The organism is Leclercia sp. LSNIH8 (assembly GCF_002920195.1).
In the GTDB taxonomy this organism is placed as follows: domain Bacteria; phylum Pseudomonadota; class Gammaproteobacteria; order Enterobacterales; family Enterobacteriaceae; genus Enterobacter.
The window spans coordinates 1-16,963 of record NZ_PQJY01000006.1; the positions used below are offsets into that span (position 1 = coordinate 1).

Consider the following 16,963-nt stretch of genomic DNA (forward strand, 5'->3'; position numbering starts at 1 on the left):
GCTATGGCCATGGTGCGTGCGTTGAACAGGATGACAAAGGCTGGGATGCCAGAAAGCGTGCGTATTGCCTGAAAATCCAGCCAGCTACAGGGTCGTTCGCAAGAAATCTTATTTATTCAACAAAGCCTAATTGATGATGAGTAAAGATGGTTTAGGGAGGGGACCGAACCACCCCGGAACGGCCCCCTGAAGGAATGGCAATTCCGTTCACCGCCAATATTAGCTTTTTCCAGGCTGTGATAACATCTCCGGGTCATTTTTCAGAGCCAGGGCAGATGAAGAAGAAAAACAGCACACCCACTCCTCACGATGCCACGTTCAGGCAGTTCCTGACGCAACCGGATATTGCCCGGGATTTCATGGAAATCCACCTGCCTGCAGAGCTGCGAGCAGTCTGCGATCTCAGCACGCTGAAACTGGAATCAGGCTCGTTCGTTGAGGATGATCTCCGCCAGTATTTCAGCGACGTCCTCTATAGCCTGAAAACTACAGCCGGCGACGGCTATATTCATGTTCTGGTCGAGCACCAGTCAACGCCGGACAAACATATGGCTTTCCGCCTCATACGCTATGCGGTAGCCGCCATGCAGCGCCACCTGGAGGCAGGGCATAAAAAACTGCCACTGGTGATACCGGTGCTGTTCTATACGGGTAAGCGCAGCCCGTATCCGTACTCTACTCGTTGGCTGGATGAATTTGACGCTCCCGAGCTGGCAGGCAAACTCTACAGCAACGCTTTCCCGCTGGTAGACGTTACGATCATTCCGGATGATGAAATCGCTGGCCATCGCAGCATGGCCGCCCTGACTTTACTGCAAAAGCATATTCACCAGCGGGACCTGGCAGAACTGGTCGACCGGCTGGCACCCATCTTGCTGGCGGGATACTTGTCTTCATCGCAGGTGATATCGCTGGTACACTATATAGTGCAGGCAGGCGAAACATCCGACGCCGAAGCCTTTGTACGCGAACTGGCACAGCGTGTGCCGCAACACGGAGACGCACTTATGACCATCGCACAACAGCTTGAACAGAAGGGCATCGAGAAGGGGATTCAGCTCGGTGAACAACGCGGCATTGAAAAAGGCGAGCGCGAAGCCACCCTTAAAATTGCACGAACCATGCTCCAGAACGGCATTGACCGCAATACCGTCATAAAAATGACTGGTCTGACTGAAGACGACCTGGCGCAGATCCGCCACTAATCACCCTTTCCTGGCACTCCCTGTCTGGTCATCAGCGAATACTGGTGGGGCAGGGAGTCACCAGACTCAAGTTCAGCCAGCCACAGCGATTAAACAGCTTCATCACCTCGCCACATTCCCCCGTCAGACACGCTGTCAACGGATTTATCTGTAAAGCGACATAGAGATTGGCTCGTAAGAGATAAATGCCGTTCACACCCGCACTGAGCGCCACAGCATTCCGACCGGCCCCCAGTTAGCAGCTTCTCAGTCGGGCACAATCCAGTAAAAAAGCGATGAGTCATCGATGGAGATACAGGCTAGAAAAGTGCGGTTCTGGCTTGTTCATATCCCGGGTGATGCTGCCAACTTACTGATTTAGTGTATGATGGTGTTTTTGAGGTGCTCCAGTGGCTTCTGTTTCTATCAGCTGTCCCTCCTGTTCAGCTACTGACGGGGTGGTGCGTAACGGCAAAAGCACCGCCGGACATCAGCGCTATCTCTGCTCTCACTGCCGTAAAACATGGCAACTGCAGTTCACTTACACCGCTTCTCAACCCGGTACGCACCAGAAAATCATTGATATGGCCATGAATGGCGTTGGATGCCGGGCAACCGCCCGCATTATGGGCGTTGGCCTCAACACGATTTTCCGCCATTTAAAAAACTCAGGCCGCAGTCGGTAACCTCGCGCATACAGCCGGGCAGTGACGTCATCGTCTGCGCGGAAATGGACGAACAGTGGGGATACGTCGGGGCTAAATCGCGCCAGCGCTGGCTGTTTTACGCGTATGACAGGCTCCGGAAGACGGTTGTGGCGCACGTATTCGGTGAACGCACTCTGGCCACACTGGAGCGTCTTCTGAGCCTGCTGTCGGCCTTTGAGGTCGTGGTATGGATGACGGATGGCTGGCCGCTGTATGAATCCCGCCTGAAGGGAAAGCTGCACGTAATCAGCAAGCGATATACGCAGCGAATTGAGCGGCATAACCTGAATCTGAGGCAGCACCTGGCACGGCTGGGACGGAAGTCGCTGTCGTTCTCAAAATCGGTGGAGCTGCATGACAAAGTCATCGGGCATTATCTGAACATAAAACACCATCAATAAGTTGGAGTCATTACCGCGAATGTGTTAGACTGTGTCCACCATAGAAAAGCCAGAAAACGAAATCAGATATTTTAGTCGCCACATATCGTGTCCTGTGATATTTGATTACTATCACCCGATAAGCGTATTAATAAATGCTGGCTCAACATTGGTGGATATTTAAATGGTCATATTCCTGATGACCTAACGTGGGAGTTGTGTCGGGCTTAAAGCTAATTCACCGTAAGAACAATTTTCCCAACATGCTTGCCGGACTCCATCAATGCATGCGCGCGTGCTGCTTCGCGTAACGGGAATGTGCTGTGAATCATGGGATGGCAACGACCTGCATTGAGAATCGGCCAGATATTTTTAAGCAAGTCGTTGGCAATTTCGGCTTTTTCGACCGAAGTTCGTGCTCGCATCGTTGAACCCGTGACAACCGCTCGCTTCAACGCGAGTTCTTGCAGATCCACTTGTTCTGCGAAAGCTCCGCCAAGGAAGCCAATGATTACCAGCCGGCCATCCATTCCTAAACTCCTCATATTTCGGGAGAAATAGGATGCACCCATTATATCGAGAATGATATCAACGCCACGGCCATCCGTTTGCTTCAAAATGAAATCAGAAAAATCAGTTGTCCGGTAGTTGACTGGCGTAGCGCCAAGCTCTGCGATCACATCGCATTTATCATCTGATCCAGCCGTCGCATATGCCTCGATACCGATTTCGCGGCATAGCATCAACGCGGTTGTGCCGATACCACTTGTTCCCCCATGAATCAGAACACTCTGACCCTGTGTTGCGCCACCAATCTTGAACAAGTTTGCCCAGACGGTGAACAGAGTCTCAGGAAGTGCCGCCGCTGCTATCATTGACATGCTGTCTGGCACCGGCAGTGTCTGGCTTTCCGGCACGATGCAATACTCACCATAACCACCGCCATTCGTCAGAGCACAGACTCGGTCACCAATCTTTACGCCCGTGACGCCTTCACCAATTGATGAAACCGTTCCAGCGACCTCAAGACCAGGAATAGGGGTTACGTCGTCAGGCATAGGGTAATGACCCTGGCGTTGAATGACGTCAGGACGATTAACACCTGCGGCCTTGACGCGAACCAAAATTTCCCCAGCCTTTGGCACCGGAATCGTTGTCTGAACGGGCGTTAAAACCTCTGGCCCGCCAGGCTCAGAGATTTCAATGACAGTCATTTTATTCGCAGTATGTAACATGAACGTAAGTCCTTATGATTTTGTTTTTCGTTGAATTTCCCAACTACACTGTGTCTCATCACTAGCCACTTTTCTGTACGTTGCAGCACGTACCCTCTTCTAGGGGTGAATCGCCACGGATAATCTAGACACTTCCGAGCCGTTGATAATACTGGTTTTCATATTCTGTCGGTGACATCTGATCGCTAGAACCATGCCGACGCTTACTGTTATAAAACATTTCGATGTAATCAAAAATATCGCTGCGGGCTTCTTCCCGCGTTCCGTAGATCTTTTTCTTTATCCGTTCGCGTTTCAACAACTGGAAAAAGCTTTCTGCAACCGCATTATCATGGCAGTTACCGCGACGGCTCATGCTGCCCTCCAGGCCGTGTGATTTCAGGAACGACTGCCACTCATGGCTTGTGTACTGACTGCCCTGATCCGAATGAACCAGCACCTGTTTTTGGGGATTACGCCGCCATACAGCCATCAGCAGTGCGTTCAGGACAATGTCCTTTGTCATCCGGGATTGCATGGACCAGCCGATAATTTTGCGTGAGAACAGATCAACAACCACGGCAAGATACAGCCAGCCTTCGTGGGTCCTGAGTAGAGTAAGAGGCAGGGCGTAGTCGGACTATTTCCCTGCCTCTCCTCCCCGAACCGGACGTGCACCTTTCAGCGCATCCGGCTCTCCATTTAAATGCTGGCGAACGCCATTGCCACTTCTGTAAAGCGCGATGTATACGTGTTTCTGGTCTCCGTCCTCAGATAGGGATTACCTTCGGGTAGCCGCCAGCGGAACAGCTTCTTGCCTTGCCCCACCAACCGGTACAGTATTTCGCCGCTGAGCTTGCCGTGATTGGTTTTACCAAATAAAACCCACGTTTTGCTCTGACCCGGTTTCGGTGATTTACACCACCACCTCATCAGGGAAGCGATACCTGTACGGTATTTGCGGGCCAGCCAGTGAGCCAGCTTCCAGAACACGACACGGTCGATATAACTGAAGACTTTGGCCTTAAAATCAACGAACTGATAGAACATGGCCCAGCCTTTCAGTTTTCGGTTGAGTTGTTCAGCCATATCGACTTTGCTTTCACTGTAGTTGCCTGATAACAGTGCTGTCAGCGATGCGGCGAAGTTTCTGGCTTTCTCCTGCGGGATCGTTGAGACCACTCGCATCTCGCCATAACGACTGCGTTTGCGAATGATCCTGTGCCCCAGAAAGATAAAGCCGTCATTAACATGGGTGATTTTAGTCTTATCCATGTTCAGCCTGAGTTTCAGACTGCCTTCGAGCACACCCCGACACTCCTCCCTGATGGCTTCCGCCTGTGCTTTGGTGCCTTTGACGATGAGGACAAAATCATCGGCATAGCGGCAGTACGCCACCGCGGGTTTCCACTGCCAGTTTTCTCTGACCGCCGTACTTCGGCCCCGTTGGATACTGTTATTCCAGTACCACCGATCTTTTCTGGCTTTCCCGCTCAGGTAGCGCTCATGCAGGTATTGATCGAACTCATTCAGCATGATGTTCGATAATAGCGGCGATATAACACCGCCCTGTGGTACACCTTCACTGGCCGCCCGAAAGAGACCGACATCGATATGTCCCGCCTTGATGGTTTTCCACAGCAGAGTCATGAAACGTGCGTCACTGATCCTGCGGCGTACAGCCTTCATCAGCAGTCGATGATGTACGGTGTCGAAGTAACTGGACAGGTCGCCTTCAATCACCCAGCGTCCCCGGGTTTCACCACAGTCTGTGAGCTGTAATTTTACCGTGCGGATCGCGTGGTGGACACTGCGCTCAGGCCGGAAGCCATATGAGAGCGTATGAAAATCACTCTCCCATATCGGCTCCATCGCCATCAGCATGGCCCGCTGAACAATACGATCCCGCAACGCGGGGATACCCAGTGGTCGCAGTTTGCCGTTGCTTTTAGGGATGTAAACCCGTCTGGCGGGCAAGGGCTGGTAGTGGCCTGAGAGTAATTCATCCCTGAGGATTTGCAGCTCAACAGCCAGTCTGGCCTGTAGCATTGTTTTGTTCACGCCATCAACGCCGGGGGTATGGGCCCCCTTTGATGAAAGCGTGATCCGCGCCGCTTCAGCCAGCCATTCTGGTTGTGTTATCAGACGCAGCAGCCGTTGAATCCGTAGGGACGGATCGGTGGCTGCCCATGTGGCAAGCTTGCGTTGCATTTCGCTGATTATCAAAGGTCTTCACCTCGTTAGGTCAGTTAATTCACGTCGCAAACACATTCAAACTGCTTCCCTTCGCCATGTAATGGGCTTTCCCCATCGCGGACTACTACGGAAGCTCCGCCAGCCAGCGCGTCATCGGAGCCATGCCCCCTTAACATCCGTCGCTGACCTTCCCCGGTTTACCTGCCTGGACTCAGGCATACTGAGGAGGCTGCCCGTCGCACTCTTTATCCTTGCTTGCCGCAAGTTGGCAGAAGTCAGCATCGCAAGCGTGATAGACGCTGCTGCCCCGGTGTTTCGCATACATGTCAAAACACCTTCGACCGGCAGTGCTTACGTATCACTGCCAGTTCCTCCTGCACGGCCTGTCAGATCACGTAGGCCGTGGTGACGTTTTCAACCCACAGAGGCGGATTAACGGGTTCATGTTCTTCAGCCTTTCAGTACTTAACCTTGAGGATCATCTCGGCTTAGTGATCTCGCCTCAATCCCCGTTGTCAGCGGGTTACATCACCCTGCGGGCATGCCGCAGGTCACTGCCGCTCAGGTTCTCCACCGTCACACCCGGTGGGATTGTTGGGTTTCTCATCGTGAGTTACCGGTTCAATATTCCAGACAGACTCGCGGTTCATTTAAGCATCCATGCCCGCCCTGAACTCCGGGCACACTATAAGTAATATCGGTGACCCAGACCTGGGTGGCCCGGACAACGGTGAACTGCCGCTGCACGAGATTAGGAGCAACGACTGAAGGCCTGCCAGCGATACGACGTGGCGCTTTATAGCCGCGCACAGCTTTAATCCGGTCCAGTTGCATGATCCGACCCACCCGGTTTCTACCACAGGTTTCCCCGATTTCGTTCAGATCGCCATGAACCCGCCGGTAACCGTATACGCCTCCGCTCAGGGAATATGAGTCGCGGATAAGCATCAGCAGGCGCTGGTTATCTTTATCACGCGCCGAGACAGGGTTATGCAGCCACGCATAGAACCCGGCCCGGGCGACATTCAGTACCCGACACATCGTCATCACACCCCATACAGTTCGGTGCTCATTGATAAAGCGGTACTTCAGTCGGGCTCCTTTGCAAAGTACCGCGCGGCCTTTTTCAGGATATCCCGTTCTTCTTCGGTGCGTTTTAGCTGCGCCCGGAGTTTCAGGATCTCGCTTTTAGCTTCCAGTAAATCCCGGGCATGCTGCTCGCTGTTATCAGGTTTGATAGCCCGTAGCCACTTGTAGAGGCGGTGTGCAGAGACGCCCAGACGCTCAGATACTTAGGCGACGGAATAACCGCGTTCCGTTATCTGACGGACGGCTTCTTCCTTAAATTCAGGTGTAAATCGTGGTGTGCCCATACGCTCCTCCTATACTCAAACTATAGGGCAGGATCGTCTACCGGGGCGGGGTCAGTCCAGGGAGCCGTTAACGACCTGATGGCGGTTGTTCTGGAAAGCTATCTTCGGGAGGAATTCCCCGATACGGGCAAACGAAATGAGTCGCAGAAGAGGTCAATCGACGACACCATTTCGATAGTCCGCTCCTATCTCCGTTAACTCTGCCAGGCAGATGTCTGATGGGGTCTAAAACTGTAATGAAAGGAAATGACATATGAAATCACGTGCATTATTCATCTGTATTTTTTAATTGGTACCCGAAACCGCCTGAGTGTCGCCATCAGCTGGGTCTGGAACCACAGCGTCGCGTACCGGGGAGCCCGCATTATCACGGGAGCCAAATCTCCGGTCCCGGGTACGCCGCCAGCCAGTTCTCATACAGAAGGCGGATCCGCAGGGTACCGCTGAAACTTCAGCGGTGTCCCACATGGTACCACCGGGCCCAGCTTCAGCAATCTGTTTCCAGTCACACAAACGCTTTTTTCGACGGGCTTTCTGATCGAGCGGTCCGGCACACCAGATACCGTCACAAGAGGTGGCCTTATTAAGAGCGGACACACCTAGCACAGGAAATTCTATGGCAAAGAAACTTTTCGGTTATCATCCCATCCTGACTGACGACAACAATTCAGTTGTGATTCGCGGTGCTCGCGAGAACAACCTTAAAGAGGTGGATGTTTCCATTCCGCGCAACGCATTGGTTGTTTTTTCGGGTGTGTCAGGCTCGGGTAAGTCTTCACTGGCCTTTGGCACCATTTATGCTGAGGCGCAACGGCGCTACTTTGAATCGGTTGCCCCCTACGCTCGTCGCCTCATTGATCAGGTCGGGGTTCCGGATGTGGATGCCATTGACGGACTGCCGCCAGCCGTTGCGCTTCAGCAACAACGCGGTGCCAGTAACGCGCGCTCCTCTGTCGGCAGCGTGACCACCTTATCCAGTCTGGTGCGAATGATGTACTCACGGGCGGGCGCTTATCCTGCCGGACAACCGATGCTGTATGCCGAGGATTTTTCTCCCAACACGCCGCAGGGGGCATGCCCTTCTTGCCATGGTCTGGGCCATATCTATGAGGTAACTGAAACACTGATGGTGCCCGATCCCTCACTTAGTATCCGTGAAAAGGCTATTGCTTCCTGGCCCCCGGCCTGGCACGGACAGAATCTGCGGGATATTCTGGTGACGCTGGGGTATGACATCGACACTCCCTGGAAAAATCTGCCAGCGGAAGACCGTCAGTGGATCCTTTTTACCGAAGACACCCCCACTGTACCGGTTTTCCCGGGACTGAGTCCGGAAGATACGCGCGAAGCCGTCAGGAAAAAAATGACGCCGGGTTATATGGGGACCTTCACCGGGGCACGTCGTTATGTGCTACATACCTTCGCCAGCACGCAAAGCGCGTTGATGAGAAAACGAGTCTCCCGTTTTATGGAAGGCAAGCTGTGTCCGGTCTGTCACGGGAAAAGACTGAAGTCAGAATCATTGTCCGTCACCTTTGCCGGTGTGGACATTGGTGAATTTATGCAGATGCCCTTAGACCAGCTGGCGGAATTGCTCCTTCCAATCTCCCGGGGGGATTTCAGTGCCCACCACGCCGGCGCAGATGCCGACAGGGATATCACCCGTCGGGATCTGACAGAGCGTGCTGCATCCGGAAAAGCGGTCCATTCCGATAACGCCGATGTCTGCCGGACATCGGCGTTATCGGAAGAGAAACGACTGGCGGCACAACGGCTGACCGGTGGTGTCATGGCCCGGTTGTATCAGTTGCAGAAGCTGGGGCTGGGTTATCTTACGCTGGACAGAGCAACCCCAACTCTATCTGCAGGAGAGCTTCAGCGACTGCGTCTTGCCACGCAACTCAGTTCGATGCTGTTTGGTGTGGTCTATGTTCTTGATGAACCGTCTGCGGGTCTGCACCCCTCAGACAGTAAAGCGCTTTACGATGCGCTTGAGAACCTTCGTGATGCCGGCAACTCGGTGTTTGTCGTTGAACATGATCTTAACCTGATGCGACGGGCGCAATGGCTTGTTGATGTGGGACCGTCGGCTGGTGAACAGGGAGGACATGTTCTCTACAGTGGTATTCCTGAAGATCTGAAAGCCGTCACCCAATCTCGTACCGCGCGTTATTTATTTGATGAAGTCCGGCCACCACAATCTTTTGGCCGTATCCCATCCGGGTGGCTGAAACTGCAGGGGATCCATCGCCACAATCTTAAGTGGATCGATGTTGATATTCCTCTGGGTGTGCTGACAGCCGTGACGGGAGTCTCTGGCTCCGGTAAATCCAGTCTGATTGCCCAGGCCTTACCGGAACTGGTGCTTTCTTCACTTGGCGGTGAGCCAGAAGACGTGCTTTCCGAAGCCAGCGACGCTGAGGGGCCATCCGTAACGGAGAAAACGTACGGTACCCTGACCGGTGATACCGGACTGGTAAAGCGTCTGGTTCAGGTTGACCAGAAACCGATAGGCAGGACCCCCCGTTCAAACCTGGCGACATATACCGGGTTGTTTGATCCTGTTCGTAAGCTCTTTGCCGGAACGACTGACGCCAAACTCCATCATTACGATGCGGGTCAATTCTCTTTCAATGTGGCAAAAGGCCGCTGTGCAACCTGTGAAGGTGAAGGATTCGTCAGCGTGGAGCTGTTGTTTATGCCGAGCGTGTATGCACCGTGCCCGACCTGCCATGGCGCGCGGTATAACCGGGATACTCTCAGGATCTGCTGGCAGGACAAAAATATCGCGGAGGTCCTGCATATGACGGTGGATGAAGCCAGTCAGTTCTTTGCGACTGAAGAACCAGTGGCTCGTCCCCTCCGTCTGCTGAGTGAAATTGGTCTGGGCTACCTGCGTCTGGGACAACCAGCAACCGAGTTATCCGGAGGGGAGGCGCAAAGGATCAAGCTGGCAACCGAACTACAACGTAGCCAACGTGGCCACACGTTGTATATCCTAGATGAACCGACAACCGGCCTGCATGCTTCAGACGCCGACCGCCTCCTTGTGCAGCTGCAGCGGCTTGTTGATGCAGAAAATACGGTGATAATGATTGAACACGATATGCGGGCGGTTACTCAGGCAGACCAGGTTATCGACATCGGTCCTGGAGCGGGACATGAGGGAGGACGCCTGGTTGCCGCAGGAACTCCCGAACAGGTATCGCAGGTCAAAGAAAGCCGTACCGCACAGTATATTGCCAGGGAACTCTCACGGAACGGTTAAAAAGGGCTGTGTCGTCATTGCGTCAATGGCGGCACATTCCCGGCGTGTTCTGTATCAGTAATCTCCCGCAGGTATAATTTCAGCGCATCCCACTGGTTCAGCGCGTACGCGAACGCCTTCGACAGCTCCGAGTGCCGTGACAGCGTTTTCTGCTTTTCACGCAGCCAGCCCTCCAGCGCGGTCAGCAGCGGTACCGCTTTTTCCTGCCGAATGGCCAGCCGTTCCGCCGCGCTTTTGCCCCGGATGCCCGCCTCGATGCCATACAGCTCGCCGATACGGCACAGCGCTTCGGTCGTGGTGTCAGAGGGCGTCCGCACGTGCACGTCCGCCTGCAACACCCCGCTGAACCCCGCAAGATGCGACTGCGGATGTGTAACGCTGGCGTGATAGAAATTTTAAGTCAGTCATCAGGTGTCCACCTAATTAGGGGTCAGTTTGGATATCGAAAATTATTGTACGTCAAGGTTATTTTTTGACCTCTCTACTTTAGCGGGCCTCAGCCGACGAAACTTATCGGAAGCCGGTACCGGCCAGTCTGACTGAAGATGGAAGCAAAATTAATGCTGTGGGCTACCATACCTTCTTTAACAGGTGATTTGTGAACTGCAACTTCTCGGAACGGGAGTTTGCGCAAGGACCGGAAGTCCGCTTTTCGCTCATAGCGGACCGTTCCTGCGCACATGTCTGCTATGTGGTAGAGGCAGACAATACTTACAGCACAGGGCGTTAATAAATACGGAACAGATCAACCGCAGATGCCTCCTCCTGAATGTATTAATTTTGCTATCTCGTCGGCAAAATCAGGGAACAAGTCTGGATATGGAAGCGCCTGGCAGCTGAAAGTATGAATAATAACGCCCTGACAGGATATTTTATTGCACCCTGTCAAAAGTCATACATTCTTTCCCGGTTTTTGCTTTCTCATACCGGATAACTCTATTTAAGGCTTAAGGATAACCTTCGTCCATCCTTCATCCCGCTCATCGAAGTGCTTATATCCGGCAGGAGCCTCTTCAAGCGAAAGACGATGAGAAATTATTTTGCCCGGACTGGCTTTATCGTGATGGATGAGGCGAGACAGCTGACGGTTATAGGCCTTAACGTTCGCCTGGCCGGTACGGATTGCCTGTCCTTTAAACCAGAAACTCCCAAAATCAAATGGCATCTTACCCTCTCTGGCAAGCTCCGATTCAGCCCCCGGATCCTGAGGAATAAAGACGCCAACCACACCAATTCCCCCGGTTGCTTTCGTCGACGCAACAAGACTGTTCATGGTAACAGAGTTATCTTCATGGCCATGTTTGTTACAGCACTGATAGCCAACACATTCGCAGCCACAATCCGTACCGCGTCCATCCGTCAGGTCGAGAATTTTTTGTACAGCTTCATCGCCAGTAGCATTGATGCCCGTCGCCCCCATTTTTTCAGCCAGAGCCAACCGGTCTGTGTGCGTATCAACCACAAACACCTGTGAAGCACCTTTAATGATCGCCGAATGAGCTGCCATCAAACCGACCGGCCCCGCGCCATAAATGGCCACGCTTTCACCAGGCTTCAATCCGGCAAGTTCTGTTGCATGCCAGCCGGTAGGAAAAATGTCAGAGAGCATCACATAATCATCTTCTTTTTCTGCCGCATCAGGGGGAAGAACAAGGCAGTTAAAGTCGGCAAATGGCACCCGAAGAAGTTCCGCCTGACCTCCCTCCCAGGGACCCATTTCAGCAAAACCATAAGCTGCGCCTGCCGTACCCGGATTGGTAGTGAGACAAAAGCCGGTCAGACCTTTTTCACAGTTTTCGCAAAAACCACATCCCACGTTAAACGGCAGACAAACATAGTCGCCCACCTTAATACGTTCAACGCCTGAGCCAATTTCGACCACTTCACCCAGGTTTTCGTGACCCAGAATCCGTCCCTGTTCAAAGCTGGTCCGGCCCTCATACATGTGCAAGTCCGACCCACAAATGTTGGTGGTGGTGATGCGGACGAGTACATCCGTGGGGCGGACAATTTTCGCATCCGGTACGTCTTTTACTTTTACATCATAAGGACCGTTGTAAATTACTGCTTTCATGATCTTCTCCTTCTTGCGTGCGGAAAGGAAATGCTGCCCCGCGGATTGGGGTATCAATCGAGTTTAGCTGCCATAACAGATCTCGCGATCGGCGAAAGGACGATTAGGATGTTTCTTAACTAAGTGCATTGAAGTCTGTAAGACAGGTACTTACCGATGAAGGCTGCCTGGAAAACGTAAAAACATCACACGTTAATCCGGTTTTTTTAAGCAGGCAAGGGATTACGGACAGCTTTGAGCGAGAAGCGGATAAAGTAAATCTATCTCATTTCTGCATTGTGCCAGAAGTAGACATAGGTGAATTAGGTAACCCTAGAGATGCACTTTGAATCAATGATATGAAATGCTGAAAAGGTAATTAACTAATTCAAAATTTGAATAATCAGTTATCTCTTCCATGCTTAATACGTAACCTTAGCTAAGGAGAAATTATGTTAGACGAATACAAAAAATGCATCGAAGCCTGTTATCTATGTGCAACGGCATGTGATAACTGTGCGGCTTCGTGTCTCGACGAAGAGAATCTGGAGATGATGCGCGAGTGCATAAAACTGGATATGCAGTGTGCAAATATCTGCCGTCTTGCAGCTCAATTCATGACACTAAATAGCGGGTCTGCCCAGGATCTTTGCCGTCTTTGCGCTGATGTTTGTCAGAAGTGCGGTGACGAGTGTGGAAAGCATGAACATGACCATTGTCAGGATTGCTCAAGCGCTTGTCATCACTGCGCCGAACAATGCAGAAAGATGGCCGCCTGAGAAAAACTCAAATTACCAAACCCGCTTCGGCGGGGTTTTATATTCCCGGTAATAAGTCGTAGAAGGATGAGATAGATGAGTTTAAGAGTACGGGCGGGAAATAGATCTACTCGAAAGTACTAGCCTCAATGACAAATTCTGGCACAGATTATTTGATTGGCTCAATGTCCGTTTTCGCTGACAGCGGACTGCACCCCGCCGGGGTGACCGCTTCGTGCCAGAATTGGACGTTTCCAAAATCTGCATGCACTAATCGGTGGAGAGCAGATCTCACTGCATAGCCATGCAGACGCGCAGAAATCATCAGGGGCGTTTGAAAGGTGCCGGAAACAGGCGGGAGGCCGCAGAAACGTGCTGAGGGCGCCTGCGGCGGTGCGCCCAAGGGTTGTTATGTTTAATATGGCAGAACTTTCCTGTCGCTATCATTTTGACGCCCGCTATTCGCTCATAGATATGCCTGTCGCGTTTGCGGCTTTACTTGTTATACCCAACCTGCCTGATTTTTATCGCCAGCATCCCGGAATTGAAATTATCCTGAGCAGCTCAGACCGCCGACGGAATATGCTGCATGATGGCCTGGACTGCATACTGAGGGTGGGGGAGCTGGACGATGGCGACTATATCGCAAAGGAGGTGGGAACCGTTAAAATGACGACCTGCGCCAGTCCTGCGTATCTTGATCAACACGGCACCCCGGAAACAATGGACGAGTTGCAGCAGCATCAGGCCGTCAACTGGATTAACAGCAGCAACAGACAAGTTATGCCCTGGACATTCGGGACGTCAGAGGGCTCCACCGAAATTGAACTTCCAGGCAGGCTTGTCGTGGATAACTCAGAAGCCTACATTGCAGCAGGCCTGGCGGGGCTGGGAATACTACAGGGCATGAATATTTTTTTGCAGCCTTATCTCGATCGCGGGCTGTTGGTAGAGGTTCTGCCAGATAATACGTCCCCGAATCGCAAACTGTAACTTCTGTATCCGCACCGCCATCTCTCCCGAAAAGTACGGGCGTTTACCGACTGGCTGGAAAGTTTATTGTAAACGCCTGGGGGCCTGCAGCCTGCTGGTACGTGCGCTGCCTTTTATCGGCCCGCCAGCTTCTGTATGGCTTCACGGACAGGAGCATCGCCAGACGTCAGCTCAATGATGACGCGGCTGACGGCAGGTTGCTCAATGAGTTCAGCCAGCGTAGCCGCCACGTCATCACGGGGCACGTTACCATACGGGATGGCCAGGCCGGCACGTACATAACCCGTACCAGTCTTATCCTGCAGCGCGCCGGGGCGCAGGATCACCCAGTCAAGCTCGCTTTGTGCTAGTTCCACATCGGCCATTTTTTTAACACGCATATAATTTTCGAATGATTCAGAAGTGGTTTCTCCCCGTGCGGACTCCGGGAATGCAGAAACGAGCAGAAAGCGAGACACACCGGCACTGAGGGCGGCAGCTACCGACTTTTTCAGCCCTTCGCCGTCGACCGCATTGGTCATCTCCTGTCCCCCCTTACCGCCGGCACCGGCAGTAAACACCACTGTATCACTACCTGCAAAGTGCATCGCCAGCGCAGCTGCATCCAGCTCTGTCAGGCTCCCACTGACGGGCTCAGCACCCAGCTCGCCTAGCAATGCCTGCTGCTCTGGCTTACGGTAGAGGGCACGAACAGCATGCCCCCTACCTGAAAGGATCCTGCACAGACGCTGGCCGATTTTGCCTGCACCACCGATAATGAAAACATGAACCACAGTTGTCTCCTTCTGGGGTTATGATGTGTCCGAAATTATAACCTGACATCAGGTCAGTTCCTTTGAGCCTGACCGATTGCACTGCATGCTGCTGCCAGCACCAGACAGCTGGTCAGATACTCAGTTGTTCTTATAGCTGAGAACAACAGCCGTACCGATTTAGCTCTCCCGTCACGATGAGAACTCCTGAACCGGTTACACGCAATGCCGGCCAATATCTTCCGTTATATTCGAAAGATCCACGCAAGTTACTGAAGTGCGAGGGACGCAATGTGTACCTTGAACGAACTGAAGTCAGCGGAACCCTGAAGGTTCGATTCCATAGCGTTCAGAAAACTGCTTGCTGAAGCTCGATAGTGAATTGTAACCCACCCGCCCCGCGACCGTTTTTACCGGCAGCGTCGATGTCATCAGCAGGCGGAGAGCCTCCGCGATACGTGCATCGGCGATAACTGAGCGTAAGCTGGTTGACTCACTGGCCAGGTGGCGCCGAAGCGTGGGGCCACTGAGTCCCGTCAGATCTTCAATTTCAGCAGCACTCCAGGGATGAGCCGGTTTGTCCGCTACCATCTGACGGATTTTCATGGCCAGACTTGGCTGCCGGGCTCGCAGCAAAGCATGGTATCCCATGCCATAAAGCCAGAGCACCACTTCAACCATGGCGTGCAGGGAAAGCGGACGCTTCCCTTCCCGCATTGCGGCTGTCCAGCGGTTAAGGGGTGAAAGAAGAGCTGATACGGAAATGGCTGCGATGCTGCCGGTGTCCTGTGGTGGTGGTGCGGCAAGTAACAGCCTGGCTGCTTCAAGCTGTTCCTCCGCGAGCACCACGCTCAGGGCAACAAACTCACCACTTTGTTCTGAAGGGGCATATTCTATATCGATGCTACGGGCATTCGGGACGACCATAATCTCGCCCGGGATCACCCGGTGCCATTTCTCATTTTCACGATACCGGAATTCTCCTTCCAGCGGGAAGGAAAGGGTCGCACCTTCCACCTCGAACTTCTTTACCTGATGCGTCTGTTCTGCGCGAAGGCAATCGCAGGGAAGTGGAAAACGGGAGCGTGCCAGGGTAAGAAGCTCAGCGAGGAGATCATCAACGGGAGAATCGGAAAAGCTGACTGTTTGCATATTCATCCGGAATTTGACTTTGACCGCTATTATACGTCGCCATATACAAAAGCATACAGCGACGCGTGCGGTTGTCTATTCCCGGATGACAAAAATCAGGCCGATTATAGTTATTGCCATACCCACAAGCATGGGCAATGTAATGGCCTCTCCAAACAGCAACCACGCTTCAGCTGCCGTGAGAATGGGAACCAGGTAAAAGTAAGTAGCGACTTTGGTTGCTTCACCGCTTCGTATCATAAAAATCAGCAACATAATCGCCAGAACCGATACGCCAATAACCAGCCAGCCCAGACCCAGCGCAAATGATAAGCTCCACTGCGTCGGAGCAGATTCGAACATCAGGCTAATTGCACCCATCGATATTGTCAAAGTGACGTACTGTAAAAACGTGTTCGCAAAGATATGTCCATCTCCCTGAGCACGGCGCTGATAAAGCGCTCCGATCGTTACGCCAAATAACCCCAGCATGACCGACCCAAAAGCCACAGGATCCAGTGCAAAACTATGCTGGCCTGGCGAGAGCACCAGGAAAACGCCCGCAAAGCCAATCGCAATACCCAGCCATTTCCGGGGATGCAGGGACTGACGGTGCATGAGTGAAACCAGTATTGCAGTCAGTACCGGCTGCAGGCCGGTGATGAGCGCCACAATGCCTGACGGCATGCCACGATGGATGGCATAAAAGCATCCGCCCAGAAAGAAGCTCTGCAGGAAAAGTCCGACAATCAGGTTGCGAACCATTCCTCTGCCGGACGGAAAACGGGCCCTGAACCCCAGTGTAAGCAGCAGAAGGACCAGACAGGAAAATGCGCCACGCAGGAATAAAAGATGAAACGGCGCGCTGTACTGCACGGTAAATTTGGCTGCGACAAACCCTGACTCCAGAGGAATACAAAAAGCCAGGGCGCAAGAGTAATGAGCCATTTTTTT

At 52.7% G+C, this 16,963-nt stretch carries 11 protein-coding genes and 5 pseudogenes; 6 read left to right on the top strand and 10 right to left on the bottom strand.

What is annotated here, in order from left to right:
* Window positions 1–72: hypothetical protein (locus C3406_RS26525; protein ID WP_223177208.1), on the top strand; the 72-nt coding region annotated here is incomplete at its 5' end.
* Between the two features lie 203 nt (window positions 73–275).
* Window positions 276–1,205 carry an Rpn family recombination-promoting nuclease/putative transposase gene (locus C3406_RS17110; protein WP_040113343.1) on the top strand — a complete coding sequence of 310 codons (930 nt, stop codon included), beginning with the start codon at window positions 276–278 and terminating at the stop codon, window positions 1,203–1,205.
* Here C3406_RS17110 and C3406_RS26530 read toward each other — a convergent pair.
* Window positions 1,202–1,434: pseudogene (locus tag C3406_RS26530) on the bottom strand (DUF2913 family protein); the annotation flags it as partial. The gene C3406_RS17110 and the pseudogene C3406_RS26530 overlap by 4 nt on opposite strands.
* A 160-nt stretch (window positions 1,435–1,594) precedes the next feature.
* Between C3406_RS26530 and C3406_RS17125 the strand changes: the two are divergent.
* Window positions 1,595–2,292 (top strand): IS1 family transposase gene (locus C3406_RS17125; protein WP_223852547.1). Its coding sequence is split into 2 segments (ribosomal slippage): window positions 1,595–1,844 and window positions 1,844–2,292, totalling 699 coding nucleotides; the frame shifts between segments, so codons are not numbered across the junction.
* A gap of 212 nt (window positions 2,293–2,504) precedes the next feature.
* On the opposite strand, the gene C3406_RS17130 is transcribed toward C3406_RS17125, so the two are convergent.
* From C3406_RS17130 to C3406_RS17150, 4 genes and pseudogenes are all read right to left on the bottom strand, one after another.
* A complete protein-coding gene (locus C3406_RS17130; RefSeq protein ID WP_101743360.1) occupies window positions 2,505–3,485 on the bottom strand; it encodes an NAD(P)H-quinone oxidoreductase in 981 nt (326 codons plus the stop codon).
* Between the two features lie 145 nt (window positions 3,486–3,630).
* A pseudogene (locus tag C3406_RS17135) lies at window positions 3,631–4,107 on the bottom strand (IS3 family transposase); the annotation flags it as partial.
* 80 nt (window positions 4,108–4,187) lie between these two features.
* Window positions 4,188–5,696 carry a group II intron reverse transcriptase/maturase gene (gene ltrA, locus C3406_RS17140; RefSeq protein ID WP_001189111.1) on the bottom strand — a complete coding sequence of 503 codons (1,509 nt, stop codon included), beginning with the start codon at window positions 5,694–5,696 and terminating at the stop codon, window positions 4,188–4,190.
* 672 nt (window positions 5,697–6,368) lie between these two features.
* Window positions 6,369–7,054 (bottom strand): annotated as a pseudogene (locus C3406_RS17150) (IS3 family transposase); the annotation flags it as partial.
* A gap of 616 nt (window positions 7,055–7,670) precedes the next feature.
* On the opposite strand from C3406_RS17150, the gene C3406_RS17165 reads away from it, so the two are divergent.
* Complete coding sequence (locus tag C3406_RS17165; RefSeq protein WP_103824212.1) at window positions 7,671–10,322, top strand: excinuclease ABC subunit UvrA; 2,652 nt, start codon at window positions 7,671–7,673, stop codon at window positions 10,320–10,322.
* Window positions 10,323–10,393: 71 nt separating this feature from the next.
* On the opposite strand, the pseudogene C3406_RS17170 reads toward C3406_RS17165, so the two are convergent.
* A pseudogene (locus C3406_RS17170) lies at window positions 10,394–10,693 on the bottom strand (IS66 family transposase); the annotation flags it as partial.
* Between the two features lie 569 nt (window positions 10,694–11,262).
* Window positions 11,263–12,396, bottom strand: a complete 1,134-nt coding sequence (locus tag C3406_RS17175) for a glutathione-independent formaldehyde dehydrogenase (RefSeq protein ID WP_022651297.1) — start codon at window positions 12,394–12,396, stop codon at window positions 11,263–11,265.
* Between the two features lie 431 nt (window positions 12,397–12,827).
* On the opposite strand from C3406_RS17175, the gene C3406_RS17180 reads away from it, so the two are divergent.
* Both C3406_RS17180 and C3406_RS17190 read left to right on the top strand, forming a co-directional pair.
* Complete coding sequence (locus C3406_RS17180) at window positions 12,828–13,154, top strand: four-helix bundle copper-binding protein (RefSeq protein ID WP_022649401.1); 327 nt, start codon at window positions 12,828–12,830, stop codon at window positions 13,152–13,154.
* Window positions 13,155–13,601: 447 nt separating this feature from the next.
* A pseudogene (locus C3406_RS17190) lies at window positions 13,602–14,198 on the top strand (LysR substrate-binding domain-containing protein); the annotation flags it as partial.
* A gap of 41 nt (window positions 14,199–14,239) precedes the next feature.
* Here C3406_RS17190 and C3406_RS17195 read toward each other — a convergent pair.
* The 3 genes from C3406_RS17195 to C3406_RS17205 form a co-directional block, all read right to left on the bottom strand.
* Complete coding sequence (locus tag C3406_RS17195; protein WP_007897903.1) at window positions 14,240–14,899, bottom strand: SDR family oxidoreductase; 660 nt, start codon at window positions 14,897–14,899, stop codon at window positions 14,240–14,242.
* A 294-nt stretch (window positions 14,900–15,193) separates the two neighbouring features.
* A complete protein-coding gene (locus tag C3406_RS17200) occupies window positions 15,194–16,030 on the bottom strand; it encodes a helix-turn-helix transcriptional regulator (protein WP_023279881.1) in 837 nt (278 codons plus the stop codon).
* A gap of 75 nt (window positions 16,031–16,105) precedes the next feature.
* Complete coding sequence (locus tag C3406_RS17205) at window positions 16,106–16,957, bottom strand: DMT family transporter (RefSeq protein ID WP_023279882.1); 852 nt, start codon at window positions 16,955–16,957, stop codon at window positions 16,106–16,108.
* Window positions 16,958–16,963 lie beyond the last annotated feature (6 nt).